22 protein-coding genes and 1 pseudogene are annotated in these 25,739 nt (G+C 70.9%); 13 read left to right on the plus strand and 10 right to left on the minus strand.

Translation table 11 applies throughout. The annotated features are described in order from the left end of the window. Positions 1–1,381, minus strand: a 1,381-nt coding sequence (locus STRAU_RS28990) for a glutamate decarboxylase (protein WP_037662634.1), incomplete at its 3' end; no start/stop codon positions are given. A 133-nt stretch (positions 1,382–1,514) separates the two neighbouring features. Between STRAU_RS28990 and STRAU_RS28995 the strand changes: the two genes are divergently transcribed. Beyond that, entirely contained in the window at positions 1,515–2,282 is a 768-nt protein-coding gene (locus STRAU_RS28995) for a MerR family transcriptional regulator (protein WP_016643977.1), read from the plus strand. Between the two features lie 181 nt (positions 2,283–2,463). After that, positions 2,464–3,612: a DedA family protein gene (locus tag STRAU_RS29000; RefSeq protein ID WP_016643978.1), complete on the plus strand. Its 1,149-nt coding sequence runs from the start codon at positions 2,464–2,466 to the stop codon at positions 3,610–3,612. A 12-nt stretch (positions 3,613–3,624) separates the two neighbouring features. Here STRAU_RS29000 and STRAU_RS29005 read toward each other — a convergent pair whose 3' ends face one another. Both STRAU_RS29005 and STRAU_RS29010 read right to left on the minus strand, forming a co-directional pair. Then, positions 3,625–5,283, minus strand: coding sequence for a threonine/serine exporter family protein (locus tag STRAU_RS29005; RefSeq protein ID WP_016643979.1), 1,659 nt, complete (start codon positions 5,281–5,283; stop codon positions 3,625–3,627). A 180-nt stretch (positions 5,284–5,463) separates the two neighbouring features. Further along, positions 5,464–5,955 (minus strand): inorganic diphosphatase, encoded by a 492-nt coding sequence (locus tag STRAU_RS29010; protein ID WP_037662636.1) that lies wholly within the window; start codon positions 5,953–5,955, stop codon positions 5,464–5,466. 85 nt (positions 5,956–6,040) lie between these two features. Here STRAU_RS29010 and dacB point away from each other — a divergent pair, with 85 nt between their 5' ends. The 6 genes and pseudogenes from dacB to folE all read left to right on the plus strand — a co-directional run bounded on the left by dacB (position 6,041) and on the right by folE (position 13,672). Further along, entirely contained in the window at positions 6,041–7,555 is a 1,515-nt protein-coding gene (dacB, locus tag STRAU_RS29015; RefSeq protein ID WP_016643981.1) for a D-alanyl-D-alanine carboxypeptidase/D-alanyl-D-alanine endopeptidase, read from the plus strand. 90 nt (positions 7,556–7,645) lie between these two features. After that, positions 7,646–8,751 (plus strand): annotated as a pseudogene (locus STRAU_RS29020) (zinc-dependent metalloprotease). A 176-nt stretch (positions 8,752–8,927) separates the two neighbouring features. Next, the gene (gene tilS / locus STRAU_RS29025; RefSeq protein WP_037662638.1) at positions 8,928–10,082 is read left to right on the plus strand and encodes a tRNA lysidine(34) synthetase TilS; all 1,155 of its coding nucleotides are present in this window, start codon (positions 8,928–8,930) and stop codon (positions 10,080–10,082) included. 45 nt (positions 10,083–10,127) lie between these two features. Further along, positions 10,128–10,688: a hypoxanthine phosphoribosyltransferase gene (hpt, locus tag STRAU_RS29030; RefSeq protein WP_016643984.1), complete on the plus strand. Its 561-nt coding sequence runs from the start codon at positions 10,128–10,130 to the stop codon at positions 10,686–10,688. Positions 10,689–10,887: 199 nt separating this feature from the next. Next, complete coding sequence (gene ftsH, locus STRAU_RS29035; RefSeq protein WP_037662640.1) at positions 10,888–12,942, plus strand: ATP-dependent zinc metalloprotease FtsH; 2,055 nt, start codon at positions 10,888–10,890, stop codon at positions 12,940–12,942. Between the two features lie 124 nt (positions 12,943–13,066). Continuing rightward, complete coding sequence (gene folE / locus STRAU_RS29040; protein ID WP_016643988.1) at positions 13,067–13,672, plus strand: GTP cyclohydrolase I FolE; 606 nt, start codon at positions 13,067–13,069, stop codon at positions 13,670–13,672. A 201-nt stretch (positions 13,673–13,873) separates the two neighbouring features. On the opposite strand, the gene STRAU_RS29045 is transcribed toward folE, so the two are convergent. The 6 genes from STRAU_RS29045 to STRAU_RS29070 form a co-directional block, all read right to left on the minus strand. Further along, entirely contained in the window at positions 13,874–14,362 is a 489-nt protein-coding gene (locus tag STRAU_RS29045) for a DUF3180 domain-containing protein (RefSeq protein WP_037662642.1), read from the minus strand. Between the two features lie 101 nt (positions 14,363–14,463). Beyond that, positions 14,464–15,060 (minus strand): 2-amino-4-hydroxy-6-hydroxymethyldihydropteridine diphosphokinase, encoded by a 597-nt coding sequence (folK, locus tag STRAU_RS29050; protein ID WP_016643991.1) that lies wholly within the window; start codon positions 15,058–15,060, stop codon positions 14,464–14,466. Continuing rightward, a complete protein-coding gene (folB, locus tag STRAU_RS29055) occupies positions 15,057–15,416 on the minus strand; it encodes a dihydroneopterin aldolase (protein ID WP_037662644.1) in 360 nt (119 codons plus the stop codon). The genes folK and folB overlap by 4 nt, the downstream gene beginning before the upstream one ends. 174 nt (positions 15,417–15,590) lie before the next feature. Continuing rightward, positions 15,591–16,205, minus strand: a complete 615-nt coding sequence (locus tag STRAU_RS44000) for a nuclear transport factor 2 family protein (RefSeq protein WP_052029332.1) — start codon at positions 16,203–16,205, stop codon at positions 15,591–15,593. After that, entirely contained in the window at positions 16,202–17,098 is an 897-nt protein-coding gene (folP, locus tag STRAU_RS29065; protein ID WP_078621558.1) for a dihydropteroate synthase, read from the minus strand. Before folP ends, STRAU_RS44000 begins: the two co-directional genes overlap by 4 nt. 73 nt (positions 17,099–17,171) lie before the next feature. Beyond that, positions 17,172–18,998: a phosphatidylglycerol lysyltransferase domain-containing protein gene (locus tag STRAU_RS29070; RefSeq protein ID WP_016643994.1), complete on the minus strand. Its 1,827-nt coding sequence runs from the start codon at positions 18,996–18,998 to the stop codon at positions 17,172–17,174. A 248-nt stretch (positions 18,999–19,246) separates the two neighbouring features. On the opposite strand from STRAU_RS29070, the gene STRAU_RS29075 reads away from it, so the two are divergent. Continuing rightward, the gene (locus tag STRAU_RS29075; RefSeq protein ID WP_037662646.1) at positions 19,247–20,380 is read left to right on the plus strand and encodes an alpha/beta hydrolase; all 1,134 of its coding nucleotides are present in this window, start codon (positions 19,247–19,249) and stop codon (positions 20,378–20,380) included. 5 nt (positions 20,381–20,385) lie between these two features. Here STRAU_RS29075 and STRAU_RS29080 read toward each other — a convergent pair whose 3' ends face one another. Next, on the minus strand, positions 20,386–21,549 hold the full coding sequence (locus tag STRAU_RS29080) for an ABC transporter ATP-binding protein (protein WP_016643997.1): 1,164 nt from the start codon (positions 21,547–21,549) through the stop codon (positions 20,386–20,388). A gap of 175 nt (positions 21,550–21,724) precedes the next feature. Here STRAU_RS29080 and STRAU_RS29085 point away from each other — a divergent pair, with 175 nt between their 5' ends. From STRAU_RS29085 to STRAU_RS29100, 4 genes are all read left to right on the plus strand, one after another. Next, positions 21,725–22,465, plus strand: a complete 741-nt coding sequence (locus STRAU_RS29085) for an ABC transporter permease (RefSeq protein ID WP_037662648.1) — start codon at positions 21,725–21,727, stop codon at positions 22,463–22,465. After that, the gene (locus tag STRAU_RS29090; RefSeq protein ID WP_016643999.1) at positions 22,462–23,139 is read left to right on the plus strand and encodes an ABC transporter permease; all 678 of its coding nucleotides are present in this window, start codon (positions 22,462–22,464) and stop codon (positions 23,137–23,139) included. Before STRAU_RS29085 ends, STRAU_RS29090 begins: the two co-directional genes overlap by 4 nt. A gap of 125 nt (positions 23,140–23,264) precedes the next feature. Then, on the plus strand, positions 23,265–24,230 hold the full coding sequence (locus STRAU_RS29095) for an ABC transporter substrate-binding protein (RefSeq protein WP_037662651.1): 966 nt from the start codon (positions 23,265–23,267) through the stop codon (positions 24,228–24,230). 344 nt (positions 24,231–24,574) lie between these two features. Continuing rightward, positions 24,575–25,663 (plus strand): hypothetical protein, encoded by a 1,089-nt coding sequence (locus STRAU_RS29100; RefSeq protein WP_016644001.1) that lies wholly within the window; start codon positions 24,575–24,577, stop codon positions 25,661–25,663. The last annotated feature ends 76 nt before the right edge of the window (positions 25,664–25,739 follow it).

The following is a 25,739-nucleotide window of genomic DNA, read 5'->3' on the forward strand; positions in this document are numbered from 1 at the left end:
CCCGCGTCGGCGGCTGCGGCTGCCGCCGCAGCTCGGGCAGCAGCAGCCCGAGATCCTCCACGAACAACTGCGCGAGATCGGCCGAGAACCCGTTGCGGCACACGACCCGGAGAACAGCGAGGTCCTCCCGGTTGGCCGGGAACGTATAGGCCGGCACCAGCCACCCCCGTTCCCGCAACCGCCGAGCCACATCGAACACGTCGTACGCCGAAACGTCCGCCGCGGTCGTGAACGCGAACACCGGCAACTCGTCCCCCCGGGTGAGCAGCCGGAAGTCCCCCAGAGCCTCGATGCGCGCGGCCAGATCCCGCGCCACGTCCCGGGACGCCTGCTGCACCGCCCGGTACCCCTCCCGCCCGAGCCGCAGAAAGGTGTAGTACTGCGCCACGACCTGCGCCCCCGGCCGGGAGAAGTTCAGCGCGAACGTCGGCATGTCACCGCCGAGATAGTTCACGCGGAACACCAGCTCCTCCGGCAGCTCGGCGGGCGTACGCCACAGCGCCCAGCCGACCCCCGGGTAGACGAGCCCGTACTTGTGCCCGGAGGTGTTGATCGACGACACGCGCGGCAGCCGGAAGTCCCAGACCAGGTCCTCGTCGAGGAACGGCGCGACCATCGCGCCGGACGCCCCGTCGACGTGGACGGGGATGTCGAGCCCGGTGCGTTCCTGGAGCGCGTCGAGGGCCGCGCAGACGTCCGCCACGGGCTCGTACGAGCCGTCGAACGTGGACCCCAGGACGGCGACGACGCCGATGGTGTTCTCGTCGCACAGCTCGGCGGCGGCCTCGGGGGAGAGGTGGAAGCGGTCGCCCTCCATGGGCACCTGGCGGGCCTCCACCTCCCAGAAGTCGCAGAACTTCTCCCAGCAGACCTGCACGTTCACGCCCATCACGAGGTTCGGCCGGGCCTCGCGCGACGGGTAGCGGCCGGCGTTCCGCTTCATCCAGCGCCGCTTGAGCGCCATCCCGGCGAGCATGCACGCCTCGCTCGACCCGGTGGTCGAGCACCCGACGGACTTCGCCGGGTCCGGGGCGTTCCACAGGTCGGCGAGCATCGCCACACAGCGGCGCTCCAGCTCCGCCGTACGCGGGTACTCGTCCTTGTCGATCATGTTCTTGTCCCGGCACTCCGCCATCAGCACGCCGGCCTGCGGCTCCATCCAGGTGGTGACGAAGGTGGCCAGGTTGAGCCGCGAGTTCCCGTCGAGCATCAGCTCGTCATGGACCAGTTGGTACGCGGTCGTGGGCGGCAGTGGCCCGTCGGGGAGCCGGTGCTCGGGCGGGGCCTGGGTCATGCCGCCGACGGGGTTCGCCTCGCCGTAGAACGGGTTCACCGAGAGGGAGCGGTCGTCGGGCCGGTCGGGGCCGTGGTGGAGGGGCATCGCGGATCCTTCCGGCCGAAGAAGCTCGGGTGCTGTCCCTTTCGGGAGGATATGGCCGAGCCTTTGGGCTTGCACCTCACGTGACGTGAGGACTCAGGCTGTGACGCGTACCGAGCAAGAGAGGGCGGAGACCGTGAGCTACTCCGTAGGACAGGTCGCCGGTTTCGCCGGGGTCACGGTGCGCACGCTGCACCACTACGACGAGATCGGCCTGCTGGTGCCCAGTGAGCGCAGCCACGCCGGTCACCGGCGTTACAGCGACGCGGACCTCGACCGGCTCCAGCAGATCCTGTTCTACCGGGAGCTGGGCTTCCCCCTCGACGAGGTCGCGGCCCTGCTCGACGACCCCCGGGCGGACCCGCGCGCGCACCTGCGCCGCCAGCACGAGCTGCTGACCGCCCGGATCGCCAAGCTGCAGCAGATGGCCGAGGCCGTGGAGACCGCCATGGAGGCGAGACGCATGGGCATCAACCTCACGCCCGAGGAGAAGTTCGAGGTCTTCGGAGACTTCGATCCCGACGAGCACGCGGAGGAGGTGGAGCGCCGCTGGGGCGACACCGAGGCGTACGCCGAGTCGCAGCGCCGCACGGCCGCGTACACGAAGGAGGACTGGAAGCGGCTGACCCAGGAGCTCGACGCGCTGCACGCGCGCATGGGCGACTTGCTGGCCTCCGGAGTGCCCGCGGAGTCCGCCGAGGCGATGGACGTCGCGGAGGAGCACCGCCGCTTCATCTGCTCCAGCTACTACGACTGCTCGCACGAGCTGCACGGCTGCCTCGGCGACATGTACGTGTCCGACTCCCGCTTCACGGCGACGTACGAGGCCATCCGGCCGGGCCTGGCGGCGTACATGCGCGACGCGATCCACGCGAACGGGGCCCGCGCGGGGTCCGCGGGCTGACGGGGCGGCGCGGTCGGTGGGGGGCGGGGGAAGCCGGGTGCGCCCATGGGCACCCGGTGGAACCTGTCCGCTTCACCTTGCGTTGGTAACTTTGGGCGGCGGCCGCTGTCATCACACCGCACGGCCCGCCCCGCAAAGCCCCACCCGCCGCACTTCCTCACACCCACAGGAGCCCGGAACCGTGACGACGCTTGCGCTCGGACCAAGCTGGCTGGATCCGGACTACCTGCTGAACCAGTTCGGCCTCTGGGGCCTGCTGCTGATCGTCTTCGCCGAGTCGGGCCTGCTCATCGGCTTCTTCCTGCCCGGTGACTCGCTGCTGTTCACCACGGGCCTGCTGATCACGACGAACAAGCTGGACACCCCGCTGTGGCTGACCTGCGTGCTGATCTGCGTCGCCGCGATCCTGGGTGACCAGGCGGGCTATCTCTTCGGCAAGAAGGTCGGCCCGGCGCTCTTCAACCGCCCGGACTCCAAGCTCTTCAAACAGGAGAACGTGGTCAAGGCCCACGAGTTCTTCGAGAAGCACGGCCCGAAGTCCCTGGTCCTGGCCCGCTTCGTGCCGATCGTGCGGACGTTCACGCCGATCATCGCGGGCGTCAGCGGCATGCGGTATCGCTCGTTCATCACGTTCAACATCCTCGGCGGCATCCTGTGGGGCGCGGGCGTCACGCTGCTCGGCGCCTGGCTCGGCAAGCACGAGTTCGTCCACAAGAACATCGAGGCGATCCTGATCCTGATCGTCCTCATCTCGGTGATCCCGATCGTCATCGAGTTCCTGCGGGCCCGGAGCAAGGGCAAGAAGGCGGCCGCCCAGGCCCCGGCCCAGGAGTCCGGCCCGGCGGCCGACGGCGGCCAGTTCCAGGCCCAGCAGCCCCAGTCCCCGTACCCGGGGCAGTCCTCGTACCCGGGGCAGCAGGGCGGTCAGTACGGCGGCCAAGGCGGCCAGGACGACGCGTACGGCCAGTACGGCGGCCAGCAGTACCAGCCCCAGCAGCCGCAGTACCCGGACCAGTACGCCCAGCAGCCGCAGCAGCCGTACTACCAGGGCCAGCAGCAGCCCCAGCAGTCGCAGTACCCGGACCAGTACGCCCAGCAGCCCCAGTACGGCGGCCAGCCGGACCCCCAGCAGTACCAGAGCCAGCAGCAGCCGCAGCAGCCCTACTACCAGGGCCAGCAGCCCCAGTACGAGGCCAACGGCCAGTACGGCGAGCAGTACGGGGACCAGTACGGGGATCAGCAGTACCCGCCCCAGTACGACGGCCGGCAGTACCAGGCCCAGCAGCCCCCGTACCCCGAAGAGCCTCAGCAAGGCCGCCCCAGGTACTGACCGAAGGCCGTCCTAGAAGCCGCGCGTCCGCTTGGCCGCGCGGCGCCCCTTCTGGCCCTCGGCCACCCGCGGCGCCTTGAGGAACAGCCGGGACAGCTCGCCGCCCAGGTTCACGCCGATCGCGATGGCCAGGGCCAGGGCGGCCGCCTTGGAGAGCGAGGCGAGCCCGGGGTTCAGGTTGTTCCGGGCGATCTCGAGCAGCCCGAAGTACGTCGCGCTACCGGGCAGCAGCGGCCCGATCGCAGCCGTGACGTACGGCAGCGCGGACGCGAACCGGTAGCGCGACAGCAACTGCCCGAACAGGCCCACGAGCCCCGCCGCGACCGCCGTCGCGGCCACCGGCGAGATGCCCCCGGCCCGCGCGAGGGCACCGTAGACCACCCAGGCGACCCCGCCGTTCAGGGTGACGAGCAGCACGGTGGAACGTTCCTGCTGAAGCAGGATCGCGAAGGCGAGGCTCAGCGCCATGGACGCGGCGATCTGGATCCACGGCCGGTCGCTGGTGTGGATCGACGTCTCGGGGTTGAGGCCCGCGTCCAGCGTCACGCCCAGATAGAGCACCATCAGCACGCCGCAGACGATGCCGACGATCAGATACCCGACCTCCAGGAGCCGGGCGGCGGCGGTGATGTAGTAGCCCGTCAGACCGTCCTGGACGCCCGCGACGAGGGCTCTCCCGGGGATCAGGGCGAACAGCCCACCGGTGATCACCGCGGACGCCTTCACGTCCGGCAGGTCGAGCAGACTGATCGCCACCCCCATCGCGGCCGGCGGCATCGCCGCCACCACGAACTGGTAGAACTCCGGCAGCCCGCGCCCCGCGCACAGCCACGCGAGCCGGTCGCCCAGCATCGCGCCGAGCGCGGCCGCCACGAACACCAGGACGTCACCGCCGACGAGCACGGACGCCGAACCGGCGAGCAGCCCGGCCGCGGCCGTCAGCGCCCAGCCCGGGTAGGGGTGCCGGTTGCGGCGGAGGTCGGCGAGGCGCCGGTACGCCTCCTCCAGGGAGATCTCGACGTCTTCGGAGCTGATGTCGTCCACCAGCCGGTAGACGGCCGACAGGCGCGTGTAGTCGGTGCCCCGGCGGCGCACCGTCCGCGACGCCGTCACCGGGTCGTCGACCAGCGAGGGCTGGTACGAGATGGCGATCAGCGTGAACGTGACGTTCGGCTCGCAGCGGTCGAGGCCGTACGAGTGGGTGACGGCGAACATCGCCGCCTCCACGTCCTCCGCGCCCTCGCCGCCCGCGAGCAGCAGCTCGCCGATGCGCAGGGTGAGGTCCAGGACGCGCGGCACGGCCCGGCCCTCGTCGTCCTCGTGCTTCTGGGTCGGCTCCGGCGCCGGGCGCTCGGCCACCGGGGTGCGCAGGATGGTGCGCATCCGGTCCTGCCAGGGCCCGTCCTTGACCAGCCGGACCACCGGCACCCCGGTGGCCGGGGTGAAGGCGGGCGGCGGCTGCCGGTGGTCGTACGTCTCGGGCGGGGTGAAGGCCGAGGACTCCGTGTCCTCGGGCACCGGCGGAATTCTCAGGCCCGACGGGATCGTGAACTCCGAAGAGGGGTGATCCTCCTCGGATGCGGCCGTATGGTCGACGCCGCCGACCGGAGCGAACGCGCTGTGTGCCTCGTCCGACTGCGGCTTGCGGTCTTCCTCCTCCGGGTCAGCCACCGGTGATGCCTCGCTCCCCTTCTCGCGCCTAAACCGGCGCAGCTCTCGCGGACGTGGTCGCCCGCCGTCCGGGTTTCTCCCTTGATGGTTGCGGCTTCACTCGTCTCAGTATGCGTATGAACACACAAACGGGCCGCATGACCCCGTGAGGGTCATGCGGCCCGCGCGTGTGCGTACGGCTCAGTGACCGCCGTGTGCCTCGGCGCGCTTGTACGACGCCTCGATCTCGGCCTCGGCCTCGGTGCGGCCGACCCAGTTGGCGCCCTCGACGGACTTGCCGGGCTCCAGGTCCTTGTAGACCTCGAAGAAGTGCTGGATCTCCAGGCGGTCGAACTCGGACACGTGGTGGATGTCGCGCAGGTGCTCCACGCGCGGGTCGGACGCGGGCACGCACAGCAGCTTGTCGTCGCCGCCGGCCTCGTCCGTCATCCGGAACATGCCGATCGCACGGCACTTGATGAGGCAGCCCGGGAAGGTCGGCTCGTCAAGAATGACCAGTGCGTCCAGCGGGTCGCCGTCCTCGCCCAGGGTGTTCTCGACGAAGCCGTAGTCCGCCGGGTAGCTGGTGGACGTGAAGAGTCGACGGTCCAGGCGGATACGGCCGGTCTCGTGGTCGACCTCGTACTTGTTCCGCGAACCCTTCGGAATCTCGATGGTGACGTCGAACTCCACGGGTGGCTCCTCCATGATCAGCACATACTTCGGGTGGTTAAGTGTCCCTCACGCAGATGTGTGATCGCGAAAGGGGCAGGTCGTCGTGGACGAGCGCAAGCCTTGGCAGCAGCCTCGACAGCTGCTGCAGCTTCTGAGGCGGCTTGCCGTCAAGCCTCCCGCGAAACTCAGGACCTGGCAGCTCACGGCCGTCTCGGCCGTTGTCGGCCTCGTCGTCGCGGCCGTGGCGATCGCCGCGGCCGGCCCCTGGGACTCCTCCGGTCAGCGTACGGCGGAGCGGGAGCTGGCGGCTTCCCGGGAGGCGGGGGGTGGCACAGATCACGCCGGTGGGCCGGGGCACGGGATGCCGGACGTGGCGCCGAGCGCGCCGTCCGTGCTCGCCGGACTCAGCCGCTCCGCCCGCACCGCGCCCGAGCCCGGCGGCCCGCGCCTCGCGGACGTCCTGCGTCCGCTCATGGCCGACAAGAAGCTCGGCGCCGAGCGTTCGGCGGTGGTCGTGGACGTGGCCACCGGCAAGCGGCTGTACGGCAAGGGGACGCGGCAGGCGCTGACGCCCGCGTCCACCACCAAGATCGCCACGGCGGTCGCGGCGCTCTCGGCCCTCGGCCCCGACCACCGGCTCACCACGAGGACGGTCGTCGACCCGGACTCCCGGAACGTCGTCCTCGTAGGCGGCGGCGACCCGACGCTGACCGCGCGCGGGGAGGGCCGGTACGTGGCCGGCTCCGCCAGCCTGCGCGAGCTCGCCGACGACACCGCGAAGGCCCTCAAGAAGCGCGGCGCCGACCAGGACGTCTCGCTCTCGTACGACACCTCCCGCTACTCCGGGCCGCCGCAGCACCCCATCGGACCCAACGAGAACATCGCGCCCGTCAGCGCCCTGATGGCCGACGAGGGGCGCCTCGACAGCTCCTCGTCGGGGCCCGCGCCTCGCACCGCCGAGCCCGCGCGGGACGCGGCGCACAACTTCGCCAACCTGCTGCGCGAGCGCGGCATCGGGCTCAAGGCCGACCCGGCGGCCGGGCGGGCGCCGAAGGACGCCGACGAGCTGGCGCGCACCCAGTCGCCGCCGCTGTCCGCCCTCGTCGAGCGGATGCTGACGCACAGCGACAACGACATCGCCGAGGCCCTCGCCCGCGAGACGGCCGTCGAAGGCGGCGAACCCGCCAGTTTCGACGGGGCCTCCAAGGCGGTGCGGGCGCGCCTCGACAAGCTCGGACTGCCGCTGGACGGGGCCGTGTTCGCCGACGGCAGCGGGCTCGACCGGGACGACCGCCTCACCGCGAAGCTGCTCGCCGCGCTCCTGAAGCGGGCCTCAGGGCCCGGCCACTCCGAGCTGCGCTCCGTGGTGACCGGGCTGCCCGTGGCCGGCTTCACCGGCACCCTCGTCGACCGCTACCCGGACGCGTCCGTCGGCACCGGCGTCGTCCGCGCCAAGACCGGCACTCTTACGGGTGTCAACAGCCTCGCAGGCACCGTGGTCGACGCCGACGGCCGTCTCCTGGCCTTCGCCTTCATGACCACGGGCACGACGGACCCACAGGGGGCCCAGTCCACCCTGGACGCGATGGCGTCGGCCCTGGCGGCGAGGGGAGCCTGACGCCTCCCGCCCGTCCCTGCCGGGGGCACCCGCGCCGACGGCGCCCCCAACCCCGTACGCAGGCGCGGCCAACCACGTACCGTTGACGGCATGACGAGCCTCGGTGGTGCGGAGATGGTCGACTGGAATCTCGCGGTGGCGACCGCGACCCGGCTCGTGCGGCCGGGCCCGGAGGTGAGCCGGGACGAGGCCCGCTGCGCCGGCACGCCAAGTCCTCGGAGGAGCACGTCCGTTCGTTCACCCGGATGGGTACGGAGGACACGCACGACACCCCCGTGCTCGTCGTGGACCGCGCGGGCTGGGTCCGCGCCAACGTGGCGGGCTTCAGGGAGGTCCTGAAGCCGCTCCTGGAGAAGATGAAGGACCGCCGCGGCAGCGGTCCGGGCGGTGCCGTCCTCGGCGCGGTCGGCGGCAAGGTGACGGGCGTGGAGCTCGGCATGCTCCTGTCGTTCCTCGCCTCCCGCGTCCTCGGTCAGTACGAGACCTTCGCCCCGGCGACCCGCGAACTCCCGGCGGGCGCGAACGGCGGCGGCCGCCTCCTCCTGGTGGCCCCGAACATCGTCCACGTGGAGCGCGAACTGGACGTGGACCCGCACGACTTCAGGCTCTGGGTGTGCCTGCACGAAGAGACGCACCGCACCCAGTTCTCGTCCGTGCCGTGGCTGCGCGACCACCTGGAGGGGGAGATCCAGTCGTTCCTCGGCGAGACCGAGGTCGACCCGATGACGGTCCTCGAACGCATTCGCGAGGCGGCCCAGAGCCTGGCGGGCGGCCGCCCCGAGGGCGAGGACGACGACGGCGGCCGCTCCTTCGTGGAGCTGGTCCAGACCCCCGCCCAGCGCGACATCCTGGCCCGCCTGACCGCGGTGATGTCCCTGCTCGAAGGCCACGCGGACTACGTGATGGACGGCGTCGGCCCGGACGTGGTCCCGTCCGTCACCGAGATCCGGGAGAAGTTCAAGGAGCGCCGCCAGCGCGGCGCGAGCCGCCTGGACCAGGCGCTGCGCAAGCTGCTCGGCCTGGACGCCAAGCTGCGGCAGTACCGCGACGGCGAGCGGTTCGTGCGGGCGGTGGTGGAGGAGGTCGGCATGGACGGCTTCAACCGCGTGTGGACCTCTCCGAACACGCTTCCCACCAAGGCGGAGATCGCCAAACCAGCGGACTGGGTCGCGCGGGTGCACCGTAAGGCAGACTGAGCGAACTGATGCGGCCGACGGCAGGAGAACGCCCCCGCAATCACCCGTCCGAGGGACCGTGAGCCATGGGTAGGCGTGCAATGCTCGGGTAACGGCTCGGTTCTGTCACCATCGACACACTCTGAGTGACTGATCCGTGGCTCACCCCCCGAACTTCATGAAGGGAACCAACCGGAATGGGTCCCCATCCTGCGGTCGCGGCGATACGCCTGGCGGTCCGCCGCGTACTTCACGACGTACTGACCGACGTGGCCACCCGGCGCGAGCTCCCCCCGCCGCACGCCCCCCACACCCCCCAGATCCCCGACGCCCAGGGCACCCCCCGCGCCCCGGGTGCGCCGGACACCCCCCACACCCCGGGCAGCCCGGACTCCGCACGCGTCCCCGGCGCCCCGGACCCCGCACACGAGCAGTCGCCGACGCCGCTCGTGCTCGTCGCGTGCTCCGGCGGCGCCGACTCCATGGCGCTCGCCTCCGCACTCGCCTTCGAAGCCCCCAAGCTCGGCATCCGCGCCGGCGCGGTGACCGTCGACCACGGCCTGCAGCCCGGCTCGGAGCTGCGCGCCGCCGAGGTCGTCGCCCGCATGACCGCGCTCGGCCTCGACCCCATCGAGTCCCTGGTGGTGCACGTCGGCCGGGACGGCGGCCCCGAGGCCGCCGCCCGCGACGCGCGGTACGCCGCGCTGGACGAGGCCGCCGACCGCCACGGCGCCGCCGCCGTCCTGCTCGGCCACACCCGCGACGACCAGGCCGAGACGGTCCTGCTCGGTCTCGCGCGCGGGTCCGGCATCCGCTCCCTTTCGGGCATGGCCGCGGTCTCGGGGGCCGACGGCCGTTACCGACGCCCGTTCCTGCACCTGGACCGGCAGACGGCCCGCAAGGCATGCATGGTCCAGTCCCTGCCCGTCTGGGACGACCCGCACAACGCGGACCCGGCCTACACCCGCTCGCGGCTGCGGCACGAGGGCCTGCCCGCCCTGGAGAAGGCCCTCGGCAAGGGGGTCGTGGAAGCCCTCGCGCGCACCGCGCAGCTCTCCCGCGACGACGCCGACGCCCTGGACGCGTGGGCCGCCCAGGCCGAGGCGTCCGTGCGGGACGCCAAAGGGCTCCTGGAGTGCGCCAAGCTGTTCGCGCTGCCGCCCGCGGTGCGCCGCCGCATCGTGCGCCGCGCGGCCATCGAGGCGGGCGCCCCGGCCGGCGCGCTGTTCGCCCGGCACATCGAAGAGGTGGACCGGCTGATCACCGGCTGGCGCGGACAGGGGGCCATCAATCTCCCGGGCAAAGTCGTCGCACAGCGGCAGGGTGGCAGACTGGTCATCCGGCAAGGCTGACGCGGGACCGTTTTTCCCGACCGGCCGGTGGGACGACCGAAAGTGATGCGGGTGGACGCGAAAGACATGGGCACCGACCTTCAGTCGGTGCTCATCACCAAGGAAGAGATCGACGCGAAGCTGGCAGAGCTGGCCGCGAAGATCGACGCGGAGTACGCGGGCAAGGACCTGTTGATCGTCGGCGTGCTCAAGGGCGCGGTGATGGTCATGGCGGACCTGGCGCGCGCGCTGTCCACGCCGCTCACGATGGACTGGATGGCGGTGTCCTCGTACGGCGCCGGTACGCAGTCCTCCGGCGTGGTCCGCATCCTCAAGGACCTCGACACCGACATCAAGGGCCGGCACGTCCTCATCGTCGAGGACATCATCGACTCCGGCCTGACGCTGTCCTGGCTGCTGTCCAACCTCGGCTCGCGCGAGCCCGCCTCGCTGAAGGTGTGCACGCTGCTTCGCAAGCCCGAGGCGGCCAAGGTCGCGATCGACGTGGAATGGGTCGGCTTCGACATCCCGAACGAGTTCGTCGTCGGGTACGGCCTGGACTACGCGGAGAAGTACCGCAACCTGCCGTTCGTCGGCACGCTCGCCCCGCACGTGTACGGCGGCTGACGACTCGCGCGCGGCGACTCCGGCGGCGTAGCGGGACGCCCGGGAACCCTCAGGCGTTTCCCGCCGTTGGAGCATGCGAAGGCGGGATTGCCAGCCGTCCCGTGCGGCTTCGGGTCACAATGCTGGGGTACCGTCCGAAGAACAGTCTTTTATCAAACTCACTATGGCAGGAGGTACGGAGCGTCATCGCTCCGTGTGGATGGACGTGAAGCGATACTTCCGTGGGCCAGTCATGTGGATCGTGCTGGCCGTCCTTGCCGTGGTCGTGTTGATGCAGGTCGTCGGTTCGTCCGGCGGCTACAAGACGGTGGACACCGGCCAGGTCGTGCAGGCCATCGCCGACAACAAGGTCGAGTCGGCCAAGCTCACCACCGGTGACGATCACACCATCAAGGTGGAGCTCAAGGACGGCCAGAAGGTCAAGGGCAGCAGCAAGATCCAGGCGAGCTACATCGGCGACCAGGGCGTCGAGATCGCCAAGACGCTGCAGGCCAAGTACGAGGACAAGCAGATCCCGGACGGTTACACCGTCTCCCCGTCGAAGCAGAACCCCTTCGTCGGCATCCTGCTGTCCCTCCTCCCCTTCGTTCTCATCGTCGTCGTGTTCCTGTTCCTGATGAATCAGATGCAGGGCGGCGGCAGCCGGGTCATGAACTTCGGCAAGTCCAAGGCGAAACTCATCACCAAGGACACTCCGAAGACGACCTTCAGCGACGTCGCGGGTTCCGACGAAGCGGTCGAGGAACTCCACGAGATCAAGGAGTTCCTCCAGGAGCCGGCGAAGTTCCAGGCCGTCGGCGCCAAGATTCCCAAGGGCGTGCTGCTGTACGGCCCGCCCGGTACGGGCAAGACGCTCCTCGCGCGCGCCGTCGCGGGAGAAGCGGGCGTCCCGTTCTACTCGATCTCGGGTTCCGACTTCGTCGAGATGTTCGTCGGTGTCGGTGCCTCCCGTGTGCGCGACCTCTTCGAGCAGGCCAAGGCGAACGCCCCGGCGATCGTCTTCGTCGACGAGATCGACGCCGTCGGCCGTCACCGCGGTGCCGGTCTCGGCGGCGGTCACGACGAGCGTGAGCAGACGCTCAACCAGCTGCTCGTCGAGATGGACGGCTTCGACGTGAAGGGCGGCGTCATCCTGATCGCCGCCACGAACCGCCCCGACATCCTGGACCCGGCCCTCCTGCGCCCCGGCCGCTTCGACCGGCAGATCGCCGTCGACCGCCCGGACATGCAGGGCCGTCTGGAGATCCTCAAGGTTCACCAGAAGGGCAAGCCGGTCGCCCCGGACGTCGACCTGGGCGCCGTCGCGCGGCGCACGCCGGGCTTCACCGGCGCGGACCTGAGCAACGTCCTCAACGAGGCCGCCCTGCTCACCGCCCGCAGCAACCAGAAGCTGATCGACAACCACATGCTGGACGAGGCCATCGACCGCGTCGTGGCGGGCCCGCAGAAGCGGACCCGGATCATGTCCGACAAGGAAAAGAAGATCACCGCGTATCACGAGGGCGGACACGCCCTGGTCGCGGCGGCTTCCCCGAACTCGGACCCGGTCCACAAGATCACGATTCTGTCGCGCGGCCGCGCCCTGGGCTACACCATGGTCCTGCCGGACGAGGACAAGTACTCGACCACGCGCAACGAAATGCTCGACCAGCTCGCGTACATGCTGGGCGGGCGCGCGGCCGAGGAACTGGTCTTCCACGACCCGACCACCGGTGCCGCCAACGACATCGAGAAGGCCACGGCCACCGCCCGCGCGATGGTCACGCAGTACGGCATGACCGAGCGTCTGGGCGCGATCAAGTTCGGCGGCGACAACACCGAGCCGTTCCTCGGGCGCGAGATGGCGCACCAGCGGGACTACTCGGAAGAGGTCGCGGCACTGGTCGACGAGGAGGTCAAGAAGCTCATCGAGACCGCCCACAACGAAGCGTGGGAGATCCTCGTCGAGAACCGCGACGTCCTCGACAACCTGGTGCTCCAGCTCCTCGAGAAGGAGACGCTGGGCAAGGAGGAGATCGCCGAGGTCTTCGCCCCGATCGTCAAGCGCCCGGCACGGCCGGCCTGGACGGGCTCCACACGGCGTACGCCGTCGACGCGCCCGCCGGTGCTCTCGCCGAAGGAGCTGTCGCTGACGAACGGCGCGAACGGCGCCACCCCCGCGGTGACCGCCGGCGCGACCGGTGCGACGGGCACCACCGGCACGGGTGAGAAGAAGGGACTCGAGGTGGCTCCCGAGGAGCGCCCCGAGAGCTGAGCCGCACCCCGTCCCGGGCGTCTCACCAGGCCCGGAATGGATGCCGCGCCCCCCAGGTTCTAGCCTGGGGGGCGCGGCTGTTTTCGGCTGTCCGCATGACACAGGAACCAGGAACGAGGCACAGATGACCGACCCCGTGACGCTGGACGGCGAGGGCTCGATCGGCGAGTTCGACGAGAAGCGCGCCGAGCACGCCGTTCGGGAGCTGCTGATCGCGGTCGGCGAGGACCCGGACCGGGAGGGTCTCAAGGAGACGCCGGGCCGGGTGGCGCGTGCCTACCGGGAGATATTCGCCGGCCTGTGGCAGAAGCCGGAGGACGTCCTGACCACGACGTTCGACCTGGGGCACGACGAGATGGTCCTGGTGAAGGACATCGAGGTCATGAGCTCCTGCGAGCACCATCTGGTGCCCTTCGTCGGCGTCGCGCACGTCGGCTACATCCCGTCCCACGACGGCAAGATCACCGGCCTGTCGAAGCTCGCCCGGCTCGTGGACGTCTACGCCCGCCGCCCGCAGGTGCAGGAGCGGCTGACCACGCAGATCGCCGACTCCCTGATGCAGATACTGGAGCCGCGCGGGGTCATCGTGGTCGTCGAATGCGAGCACATGTGCATGACGATGCGCGGGGTCCGCAAGCCCGGCGCGAAGACCATCACGTCCGCGGTACGCGGACAACTGCGGGACCCGGCGACCCGCAACGAGGCAATGAGCCTGATCATGGCCCGCTGACGCGGACGCGATGATCGGGCGGTGCGCCTGGTCCGACAGCAACGGCTGGCGCCGCGATCGGGCGGTGCGCCTGGTCCGACAGTCACGGGCGGCGGCGTGATCAGGGGGTGAGCCTGGTCCGACAGCAACGGGTGGGCGGGTGGGAGAAACCCGCCGCGCAGCGGCGGGAACCCAAGCAGCAGAGTCCCCCCTGGGGGCGGCTCACGCAGCGGGAGCCGCCCCACCGTGCTCGTCGTCGCCGTCCTCCGGCAACCTGCACACCCGCTCCAGGAAGAACGCCGCCGCTATCACGCCGATGCCCGCGAGCACGGAGAAGCCCGCGTAGTACGCCTGGTCGCGGCGGGCGGGGATGTCCAGGAACTCCAGCATGAACACGCCCACGCCGCCGTACATCCCGCAGACGAGCGCCGCGACCAGCGCGCTGGCCTGCCCGAAGACGACCGCGCGGGCCGCCATCAGCGGCTCGACACCCTTCGCCCCGGGCCGCCGCTCCCGCTGGGCGCGCAGCCGCGCGCGCAGCGAGATGGCCGTGGCCAGCAGGACCACGGCGATCAGGGCGAGGACGATGGGCGCGGCCAGCGGCACGCGCGGCAGCGTGCCCACGGAGTCCCAAAGCCGGGCCCCCGCCCAGGACAGCACTCCGGCGACGGCGAAGAGGGCTGCCAGCATCCTCACGCGCAGTTGCTTCATTCCGGAGGTCGCCCCTTATGTTCCTGTCCGTGCCTGCCGGGTGGGTCCTGGCCTGCTGGTGGCATCTGGTCCTGCTGTGCGGTCCCTGTGGACCCTAACGATTACTCGGGCAGCCGGAGTTCCAGGTCGGGCCGTGGCGCGACACCTTCGCGGGTGACCTCGTCCAGGAGGCTCGCCACCGGCCCGCGGCCCGCGAGCTGTGCCTCCGGCTCGACGTCGTGCCACGGCGCGAGCACGAAGGCCCGCTCGTGCGCGCGGGGGTGGGGGAGGGTGAGGACCGGGTCGTCGGAGACCACGTCGGCGTACGCCACGATGTCCACGTCGATCGTGCGTGGGCCCCAGCGCTCGTCCCGGACGCGGTGGAACGCCTCCTCGACCGCGTGCGCCCGCTCCAGGAGCGAGGACGGCGGCAGCGTCGTCTTCACGACCACGACGGCGTTGAAGTACGACGGCTGGGAGCCCGGCTCGACGCCCCAGGGCTCCGTCTCGTACACCGGAGAGACCGCTTTGACCCGCAGGCCGGGGGTGTCCTCCAGGGCGTCGACGGCGCCCTGGAGGGTCTCCAGGCGGTTGCCCAGGTTCGAGCCGAGGGAGAGCACGGCGCGCTTGGGGTTGGACAGGGTCGTGTCGGCTGCGTCCACCTGCTCCACGACGGACGTGGGGACCGGCTGGACGGTGGGGTCGCTGTGGGGGGTCATACGCGGCTCCGGGTGATGGTGACGGTCACGTCGTCGAACGGGACGGTGATCGGGGCGTCCGGTTTGTGCACCGTGACCTCGACTTCCAGGACTACGTCGTGCTTCAGGCATGCCTGGGCGACGCGCTCGGCGAGCGTCTCGACGAGGTTCACCGGCTCGCCCTCGACGACGGCCACGACCTCCTCCGCCACGATGCCGTAGTGCACGGTCTTCGCCAGGTCGTCGTCCGCCGCGGCCGCTCGGGTGTCCAGACCCAGGACGAGGTCCACGATGAAGGTCTGGCCCTCCTCGCGCTCCCGTGGGTACACACCGTGATACCCGCGGGCCTTGAGGCCACGCAGCGCGACACGATCCACGCGAATCACTCCTGACAGTCGTCGGTAAGGCCGGTCCTGCCGCGTGCGGTCGACACACCGGCCTCATTCGAATCTACCTGCGAGCACCGACAGTGTTCGCCCGCGGGGCTGCCGGACGGCGCTCCCGCGAGGGCTCGCGGGGCCCCTACCCACTGGGCGCGAGCCCGCCACCCCTCAGGAGGGTGTCTCGTCGCCCTCTTCGTCGCCGGATTCGGCAAGCACGGGCGACGCGTGGTGCGACCACAGTTTCCAGCCGTCCGGTGTGCGCCGGAACACATTCGTGGCAACCACGAGCTGGCCGACGAGCGGCCCGAGCTCCTCGCTGTCCTGCGGCGCCGGGCCACCGCTGAGGATGTTCTCCGTGCAGGTCACCAGGGCCGTGTCCCCGGCCACGCTGACCTTGAGGTCGGTGAGGAAGAACTGGATGTACTCGGTGTTGGCCATGATCAGCGCGTACGACCTGAGGACCTCGCCGCGGCCGGTGAGCACCGGCCAGCCCGGGTGGACGCAGGAGATCGCGGGGCCGTCCGACCCGGATTCCGGGCCCTCCGCGTCGTCGGGGCCCCCGGTGTCCGCGTCGGGGAGCGGGACCGGGACGATCGCCGCCTCCGGGATCGTGCCGGCGTCGCCGCCCGTGTCCGGCGTTCCGGCGTACGTCTCCGCGTCGGCGAGGTCCGCGGCGTCCAGCCACAGGTCCGACACGCCGTCGAAGTCGCCCCGCTCCAGCGCTTCGTAGAAGGCGGTGTTGGCGAGCTCCACCTGCTCGACGTCTGTCCGCGCGCGCGTCACTGAGCGCCCGCCTCCCCGGCGGCACCCGGGCCGCCCGCCGCGTCCGTCACCGCCTGTGCCACCCGCACCGCGTCCGCCGTGGCCCGCACCTCGTGCACCCGCACCGCCCAGGCGCCCTGGTGCGCCGCAAGGGCGGACACCGCGGCCGTCGCCGCGTCGCGCTCCCGCGCGGGCGGCGGGGCGCCCTCGGGGCCCGCCAGGACGCGGCCCAGGAACCGCTTGCGGGACGCGGCCACCAGGACGGGCCGGCCGAGCGCGAGGATGCGGTCCAGGCGGGCCAGCAGCGCCAGGTCGTGCTCGGCGTCCTTGGAGAAGCCGAGGCCCGGGTCGACGACGATGCGCTCCGGGGCGATGCCCCCGGCGATGGCGGCCTCCACGCGCGCGTGGAGCTCGTCGACGACTTCGGAGACCACGTCCTCGTACGAAGGCCGGACATGGATGTCGGTCAGGAAGCCGCGCCAGTGCATGACAACGAACGGTGCCTGCGCGGCCGCGACCGCCGGGACCATGCCCGGGTCGGCGAGACCTCCGGAGACGTCGTTCACGAGGACCGCGCCCGCCGCGAGGGCCTGCTGGGCGACCCGGGCCCGCATGGTGTCCACGGACACCGTGACGCCCTCGGCGGCCAGGCCCCGTACGACAGGGACGACGCGCCGCAGTTCCTCTTCCTCGTCCACGCGCGGGGCACCGGGGCGGGTCGACTCACCGCCCACGTCGACCAGGTCGGCGCCCTGGGCGACCAGGTCGATGCCGTGCTTGACGGCGGCCGTGGTGTCGAACCAGCGGCCGCCGTCGGAGAAGGAGTCGGGGGTGACGTTCACGACCCCCATGACCGCACAGCGGTCCCACTGAGGCAGACCCTCGACGCTTCCCCGCCCGCGCAACGTACTCATGCCTCAAGCCTAGGCCCCGCGCGGGCAGCGGTTATGCCGCGTGGGGCCTCCGCTCCACCGCGCGGGACTGCCGCTATGCCGCGCGCACCTCGCGCTCGGCGGTGTGTCCGGCCTGGTGCGGGCAGGGGCGGCGCTGTGCGGTGGCCCTGCGCAGGAAGCGCGGCAGGGCGAGCGTCACGAAGCCCTCGGCCTGCATCGCGGCGAAACCGATGCGCGGCAGGTCGCGGCTGGAGCGGTAGACCACGAAGCGGGGCTCCCAGCGGGGCCGGAACTTCGCGTTGAACTTGTACAGCGACTCGATCTGGAACCAGCGCGAGAGGAACACCAGCAGGCCCCGCCAGGCGCGCAGGACCGGGCCCGCGCCCAGCTTCTCGCCGCGGGCGAGGGCGGCGCGGAACATCGCGAAGTTCAGCGAGACGCGCGCGATGCCGAGCTTCGGCGCGGCCTGCAGCGCGGCCACGATGAGCAGCTCGTTCATGCCCGGGTCGGCCGAGCGGTCGCGGCGCATCAGGTCGAGCGAGACGCCGTCCTTGCCCCACGGCACGAAGTGCAGCACGGCCTTCAAGTCGCCGTACGCGCCCGGCTTCTCGTCGGCCTTGTGGGCGGTCGCGATCAGGCAGTCGCCGTCGTCCGGGTCGCCGATGCGGCCGAGCGCCATGGAGAAGCCGCGCTCGGTGTCGGTGCCGCGCCAGTCGTCGGCGGCCCGCTGGATGCGCTCCAGCTCCTGCTCCCCGAGGTCACGGATGCGCCGTACGCGCGTCTCGTAGCCATTGCGCTCGATCCGCTTGACCATCTGGCGCACGTTGCGCATCGCGCGCCCGGACAGGGAGAAATCCGCGACGTCCACCACCGCCTCGTCCCCGAGCTCCAGGGCGTCCAGGCCGGTCTCGCGGGTCCAGACCTCGCCGCCGGTCTCGGAGCAGCCCATGACGGCGGGCGTCCAGGAGTGTGCCTTGGCCTCGTCCATGAAGCGCTCGATGGCGCCCGGCCATGCCTCGACGTCGCCGATCGGGTCGCCCGAGGCGAGCATCACACCGGACACGACGCGGTAGGTGACGGCGGCCTTTCCGCTGGGAGAGAACACGACGCCCTTGTCGCGGCGCAGCGCGAAGTGACCGAGCGAGTCGCGCCCGCCGTGCCTGTCGAGCAGCTCGCGCAGCCGGCCCTCGTCGTCCTGGGTGAGGCGCGCGGCCGGGTGCTCGGGGCGGAATGCCAGGTAGATGGTGGTGAGCGCGGTCAGCATGCCGAGGGCGCCGAGCGAGAAGCCGACCGTCCAGGAGGTGTTGCCGGTGTAGCCGACGGGCCCCTCGAAGCCGAACAGGCCGTACAGCACATGGGCGAGGCGGTCCGTGATGCCCGGGTCGCCGACGACCTTGTCCGGGTGGACGCTGACGATCACCAGGCCGAGCGCGATGGAACCGGCGCCCAGGAGGACGAAGTTGGCCAGCGCCCGCCAGCGGCTGCGCGGGTCGGGCAGCGCGGCGAACTCACGGCGGTGGCGCAGCAGCAGCACGAGCAGCGCCAGCGAGATCAGGACGCCGATGAAGGAGTGGCGGTACGTGAACTGCGCCACCGCGCCCGCGGGGAGCAGCACCACGGCGGCCCGCCAGGCCCGCCGCTTGTGCCGCCGCAGGCCGTGCGCGAGCAGGAGCAGCAGCACACCGCAGCTCAGCGCGGCCGCGGCCGCGAAGGGGCCGAGCGCGCCCGGCAGGACTTCGGCGACGGTGTGCAGCCAGCTGTGCCGGAAGCGCGGGAAGACGCCGGCCGCGACGTTCAGCAGGCCGACGAGGGCGCAGACTCTGGCGGCCAGGACCGGGACGGCCTCGGGGCGAGGCCCCCGGAGGATTCGGCGCAGCCCACGCTTGGCGCCGTCATTGCCTCCTGGAACCGCACCCGACATTTCCCCATCTATCCTGACAGACATCGCATCCCGTAGTTCTGCGAGAGAGCTTCCATCCGGTGCCAAAGGTGGCGTCCGGTGATATTGCGCCCTCTAGGACGGTCCTTCGGGGACACGGGTTCACTCCCGGCCGGAAACCCGGCGGAAAGCTGGCGGAAAAGGAACGGCTCGACCTGGAGCCGTCGGTTCCGCCCTCCGCACCGGCCCCCGGGGAACGACCAGGCAGAAAGCGCAGGCAGGATCATCCCATGGGTCTCACGAGCAATAAGGTGCTGGCACTTGCGGTAGCGCTGGCCGTGCTGCTGTTCATCGGCACGGTCTGGCTGTGGCCGCGCCTCGCCCGCCGCAGCTGGCGCGCCGTCACGGGGCGCGTCGGGCTGCTGCTCGCCACGCAGCTCGCCGTGTTCGCGTCGGTCGGTCTCTCCGCCAATCAGGCGTTCGGCTTCTACGCCACCTGGGCCGACCTCTTCGGCCAGGAGACGTCGCAGGGCGTGGTCGTCGACCACGATGCCATGAAGGGCGAGAAGGGTCCCGTCCGGGTGGTCGACACGAAGTCCGTCGACGTGCCCGGCGGCGGCATCCCCCGGATCGGCGGGCAGATCCAGAAGATCGACATCCAGGGCCGGCAGTCCAAGATCGCCAGCCCGGCGTACGTCTACCTGCCGCCGGAGTACTTCCAGCCGCAGTACAAGCACCGCACGTTCCCCGCGGCGGCCGTCCTGACCGGCTACCCCGGCACCGCCGAAGCCCTCATCAAGGGCCTGCACTACCCGCAGACCGCCCACAGGCAGGCCAAGGACGGCAAGATGCAGCCGATGATCCTGGTCATGCTGCGGCCGACCGTGGCGCCGCCGCGGGACACCGAGTGCGTGGACATCCCCGGCGGCCCGCAGTCCGAGACGTTCTTCGCCAGGGACCTCCCGAACGCCATCACCGACCACTACCGCGTCGGCAAGAAGCCCGACAGCTGGGGCATCATCGGCGACTCCACGGGCGGCTACTGCGCCCTGAAGGTGGCCATGCACCACCCCGACGTGTACGGCGCCGCGGTCGGCCTCTCCGCCTACTACAAGGCGGCCCAGGACGTGACCACCGGCAACCTGTTCCACGGGAACAAGGAGCTGGAGCGGCGGGCGAACCTGATGTGGTACCTCGACCACATGCCGCCGCCCAAGACCTCCCTGCTGGTGACCACCAGCAAGAAGGGCGAGGGCAACTACAAGGACACCAAGAAGTTCATCGACAAGGTCAAGGCGCCCACCCGGGTGTCGTCGATCACCCTCGACAGCGGAGGGCACAACTTCAACACCTGGCGGCGGGAGATCCCGGCGTCGCTGGTGTGGATGAGCGGGCGGCTGACCGGGGGGTCGGACGTGCGCTGACGGGGCTACGTCCCGGTCACCGACGCCACCGTCTCCAGTTCCACGTCCTCGCGCGCGATGGCCCGCGCGTCCGCCGCCGTCGAGCGGCGCAGCGCCTCGTGCAGCCGGGCCGGGGTGAGCACCCCGAGGAAGCGGCCCTCGCTCTTCTCGTCGATGACCGCGATCCAGCCCGCGTCGTGCTGGAGCATCGTCGAGAACGCCTGCTTCAGGCTCGCGCCCACCGGGAGCCACGCCTCCATGCGGCGGGCCTGCTCGCGCACCGTGCCGGTGCCCACGCGCGCGTGCTCGGCGGACAGCCAGCCGTGCAAGTTGTTCTCGCCGTCCAGGACGACGGCCCAGCGGGCGTCCGCGTCGAACTCCTTGGGCAGCGGGTCGTCCAGGTGCACGACGGGCGGCTGCTCCAGGTCGCCCTCCTCGATGGGGGTCACCGAGAGCCGCTTCAGGCCGCGGTCGGCGCCCACGAAGTCGGCGACGTACTCGGTCGCGGGCGCGCCGAGGACCGTCGAGGGGGTGTCGAACTGCTCGATGCGGCCCTCTCCGTAGACGGCGATGCGGTCGCCCAGGCGGACGGCCTCCTCGATGTCGTGCGTGACAAAGAGCACTGTTTTCCGTACGGCCTGCTGGAGGCGGAGGAACTCGTTCTGCAGGTGCTCGCGCACCACGGGGTCGACGGCGCCGAACGGCTCGTCCATGAGGAGCACGGGCGGGTCGGCCGCCAACGCGCGGGCCACACCGACGCGTTGGCGCTGGCCGCCGGAGAGCTGCTCGGGATAGCGGTCGCCGAAGGTCGCCGGGTCCAGGCCGACCAGATCGAGGAGTTCGGCGGCGCGCTCACGGGCCTTGGCGCGTCTCACACCGAGCAGGTGCGGGACGGTCGCCGTGTTGTCCAGGACCGTCTTGTGCGGAAACAGTCCGACCTGCTGGATGACATAGCCGATACGGCGGCGGAGTTGGACGGGGTCGATTCCGGATATGTCGTCGCCGTCGAGGAATATCCGCCCGCTGGTGGGCTCGATGAGCCGGTTCACCATTTTCATCGTCGTGGTCTTGCCGCAGCCCGACGGGCCGACGAGCGTGACCAGTTCACCCTCGCCGACCTCGAAGGACAGGTCGTCGACGGCCGTCGTGCCGTCCGCGTACCGTTTGGTCACGTTCTCGAACCGGATCATGATTCCCCATTGTGGCGCGTGTTCTGTGAAGGCCGTGTTGCGCCGAGACGAAGAGCCTCTCCGCATCTCGGTGATTGTCAGTGCTCGGGGTTAGGGTCGCCAGTCGGAAGGACATGTGGGTTTCGGCACGTGTCGGGGACGGCATGGCGACGGGGTTTCGGGGGAGGCGGGGCGGGTGAGCAAGCGGAACTGCCTTGTGGCGAACGACTGGATCTGCGGGGAGTACGTCCGCTCCCGCAGCCAGGAATTGGTCGACGCGACGATCGAGCACGTGGCGATCACGGCCGCGGCCGTGGCGATAGGAGTGGCGGTGGCGCTGCCGCTCGCGCTGCTCGCGCGGCGCTGGCGCTTCCTGGCGGCCCCCATTCTCGGCGTGACGACCGTGCTGTACTCGATTCCGTCCCTGGCCATGTTCTCGCTGCTGCTGCCGTTCTTCGGCCTTTCCGCGTCGCTGGTCGTCACGGGCCTCGTGCTGTATTCGCTGACGATCCTCGTGCGGAACATCCTGGCGGGCCTCCAGGCGGTCCCCGAAGAGGCAAGAGAAGCCGCCAAGGGCATGGGATACGGCCCGGTGCGGCTGTTGTGGGAAGTGGAACTGCCTCTCGCACTTCCGGCATTGCTGGCGGGTGTGCGGATCACGACGGTCTCGACGGTCGCGCTCACCACCGTCGGCGCGATCGTCGACTACGGCGGCCTCGGCACCCTGATCCTCGACGGCCTCGACACCCAGTTCAAGGCGCAGGTGCTCACCGCGTCGGCGCTGTGCGTCGTGCTCGCCATCGTGGCCGACCTGCTGCTCCTCGCCCTCCAGCGGCTCCTGACGCCGTGGACGCGAACTCATCGAATACGTCCGGGCCGTTTCTCGCGCGGAGCGGGCGCGGCCAAGAGCGTGGCCAAGGTGGCTGAGCCCGTATGAACGCGATATCCGGTGCCTATGAGTGGCTGACCACGTCCGCCAACTGGCAGGGCGAGAAGGGGGTGTGGCACCGCCTCGCCGAGCATCTGTACTTCACCGGTGTCTGCCTCGTCGTGGCGTGCCTGATCGCGCTGCCCCTCGCGCTGCTGCTCGGCCACATCGGCAAGGGCGGCGCGCTCGCGGTCAACATCTCCAACGTGGGCCGTGCGGTGCCCACGCTGGCGGTCCTCATCCTGCTCACGCTCACCCCGCTCGGCGAGCACGGGGACGTGCCGACGCTGATCGCCCTGGTCCTGTTCGCCGTCCCGCCGCTGCTCACCAACGCGTACATCGGCATGCGCGAGGTGGACCGGTCCGTGGTGGAGGCCGCGCGGGGCATGGGCATGAGCGGGCGTCAGCTGTTCGCGCGGGTCGAGCTGCCGCTGGCGTATCCGCTGATCATGACGGGTGTCCGGTCGGCGGCGGTGCAGGTCGTCGCCACGGCCACGCTCGCCGCGATGGCCGGGGAGGGGGGCCTCGGCCGGATCATCACGGCCGGGTTCAACCTGCAGAACACCCCGCAGGTCGTCGCGGGTGCCTTCCTGGTGGCGCTGCTCGCGCTGGTCGTGGAGGGCGTGCTGGTGCTCGCGGGGCGGTTCTTCGATCCGATGCGGGGGCGGTCCCGGACCTCGTGACGCTGTGCGGGCACCGGCCTTCGCAGTGCGGGGCCCGTGGCCTTCTGGACGCTTGAACGCTCTTTGACGCTTGACGCTTGACGCTTGACGCTTTGAGTGAGGACTCTCGAAATGGTGGTTCACCGATGAACAGCAGGACGCGTCGCGCGCGACGGATGGCAGGGGCGGCCACGGCCGTCGTGGCGCTGACCGCGGGGCTCACCGCGTGCGGCGGGGACAGCCTGGAGGACGACAAGGGCTCCGACGGCGGCGGCAAGGGCAAGGTGGTGGTGGGCTCGGCGCGGTTCACCGAGCAGAAGGTGCTGGCCGAGCTGTACGCGGGCGTCCTGCGCGACGCCGGTTACGACGCGTCGGTCAAGACCGTGCAGAACCGCGAGGTGTACGAGCCCGAGCTGAAGAAGGGCACCATCGACGTGGCGCCCGAATACGCCGCCACGCTCACCGAATTCCTCAACCTGAAGAAGAACGGCTCGGACGCGAAGCCGGTCGCCTCCAGCGATCTCGACGCGACGTACGGCGAACTCACGAAGCTCGCCGCCCCGCGCGGCCTGAAGGCGCTCCCGGCCGGCGAGGCCGTCGACCAGAACGCCTTCGCGGTGACCGAGGATTACGCGAAGGAGCACAAGCTCAAGACCCTTTCGGATCTTGGAAAGTCCGGCGAGAGGGTCCGGATCGCCGCCGGTGACGAATGCGAGACGCGGCCCTTCTGCGCGCCGGGCCTGAAGAAGAAGTACGGCATCGACGTCGCCGGAATCGACCCCAAGGGCGTCGGCACCACGCAGTCCAAGCAGGCCGTGAAGAACGGCACGGACCAGCTCGTCCTGACCACCACCACGGACGCGACGCTGAAGAACTTCGGCCTGGTGATCCTGGAGGACGACAAGAAGCTCCAGAACGCGGACAACATCCTTCCGGTGGTCAACGCGAAGGAGGCGGGCGACAAGAAGGTGGCCGCGGCCCTCGCCAAGGTCACCAAGGCGCTGACGACGGACGATCTCATCGAACTGAACCGCAAGGTCGACGAGGAGCGCGAGAAGGAAGCGGACGTCGCCAAGGAGTATCTGGAGTCGAAGGGCCTGATCAAGAAGTAGGCCGCCGGGAGGGGCCCGGGGCCGCGCGGTGCGCGCGCCCGGGCCAGGCCGGACGACGGTTCTTCGGGGAGCCTTCGCGGCGGAATGCGGAAGCGGTGCGCGCCGGGTTGCGGAATCCGGGCGGAGGAGATGGAGTGACGCCTCGGAGATGAAGTGGTTCAGTGGCGTGGGGAGTTGCAGTGGGGGCACGGGGAATTTGGCGGGCGGGGCACCAGACTTCGCCTACGCGCGGTAAGTTTCTGGCCATGCCACGTGGACGTCACCGCCATTCCCCGCCACTGCACAGGCTGCTTCCTCCGTCGGTGGTCGGGGGCCTCTCTCTCGTCTGCGCCGGCGGCGCCTGGATGTTCGCGGAACCGGTCGTGCTGCGCGGCCTCGTCGCCGCGGCGGCCGCGAGTGCCGTCGTGGGCTCGGTCGTCATGCGTCAGTGGGACCGGGCGGCGGGCAAACGCGTCGCCGAGCTGAGCCGGGCCCGGGCGAGCGACGAGTGGCGCTACGAGGAGCGGATAGCCGAGGCCGAATCCGACCTCGACGAGTCGCGCGAGATGCGGTCCAGGCTGGAGGCCAAGCTGCGCTCCAAGCGGGCCGAGCTGGCCGCGCTGCGCAACGAGCACGCGGCGCTGCTGCGGCGGTACGCGACGGCGGAGACGGAGCGGGCCAGTGCCCTCGAAGGGCGGCGGCTGCTCGCCATAGAGGCTTCGGCGCCCACGCGGGCGCTGCCGGCGGGTTCGCCTTCCGGGGCGGAGGCCGAGGGGGATTCCGCTGGTGGGTCTTCCTCCGGTGAGGTCTCCTCGGATTCGGCTTCAGCTTCGCCTTCAGCTTCGGCTTCGGCTTCGGCTTCGGCTTCGGCTTCGGCTGAGGGCCGGATCGCGCTGCGGCCCGGTGCGAGTCCGACGCCCTCGCTGTACGGGCGTGCCAACGCGGCGCTCGACCGGCTGGCGCGTACGTCGACGCCGGCGCGGCCCGCGATGTCGGGCGACCGGGCCGACGTCGGTGACGTGGAGGCCGGCGACCCCCACGACTCCGCCCCTGACGCGGACTCGGACGACCCCGACGACGGAGTGGCCGACCGGCACGCCCACGAGCGCGCGGCCGCCCGGCACTTCACGGTTCCGGCCGCGGCGGCCGTCGTACCGCCCGCCAAGACGCGGCAGCCCGCGGGGGAGGGCGGCTTCGACTTCTTCGGTACGAAGAGCACGTCCGCGAAGAGTGTGGCTCCGGCCGCGCTGGAAGCCGTGCAGAACGCGGACCTCGCCGACGTCGTGGGCGAGGAGGCCCTCGCGGTGCACAAGGCGGAGGCCGAGGCCGAGTTCAAGCCGTCGGACGCGGCGACCGACGCCGAGCGCGGGGTCGGCCAGGTCATCGACCTGACGGCCCACGACGAGACGGAGCAGATCGACGTGGAGGGGCTGCGCACGGCACTGCGCGCGTAGTTCGCGTAGCGTTCCCCTGGCCGGGGGCGCCTTGCGTTCGGCCGCCGCTGCGCGGCTGCCTTTTCCCACCCGCCCG

It is taken from the genome of Streptomyces aurantiacus JA 4570, from assembly GCF_000414115.1.
Classification (GTDB): Bacteria; Actinomycetota; Actinomycetes; order Streptomycetales; family Streptomycetaceae; genus Streptomyces; species Streptomyces aurantiacus_A.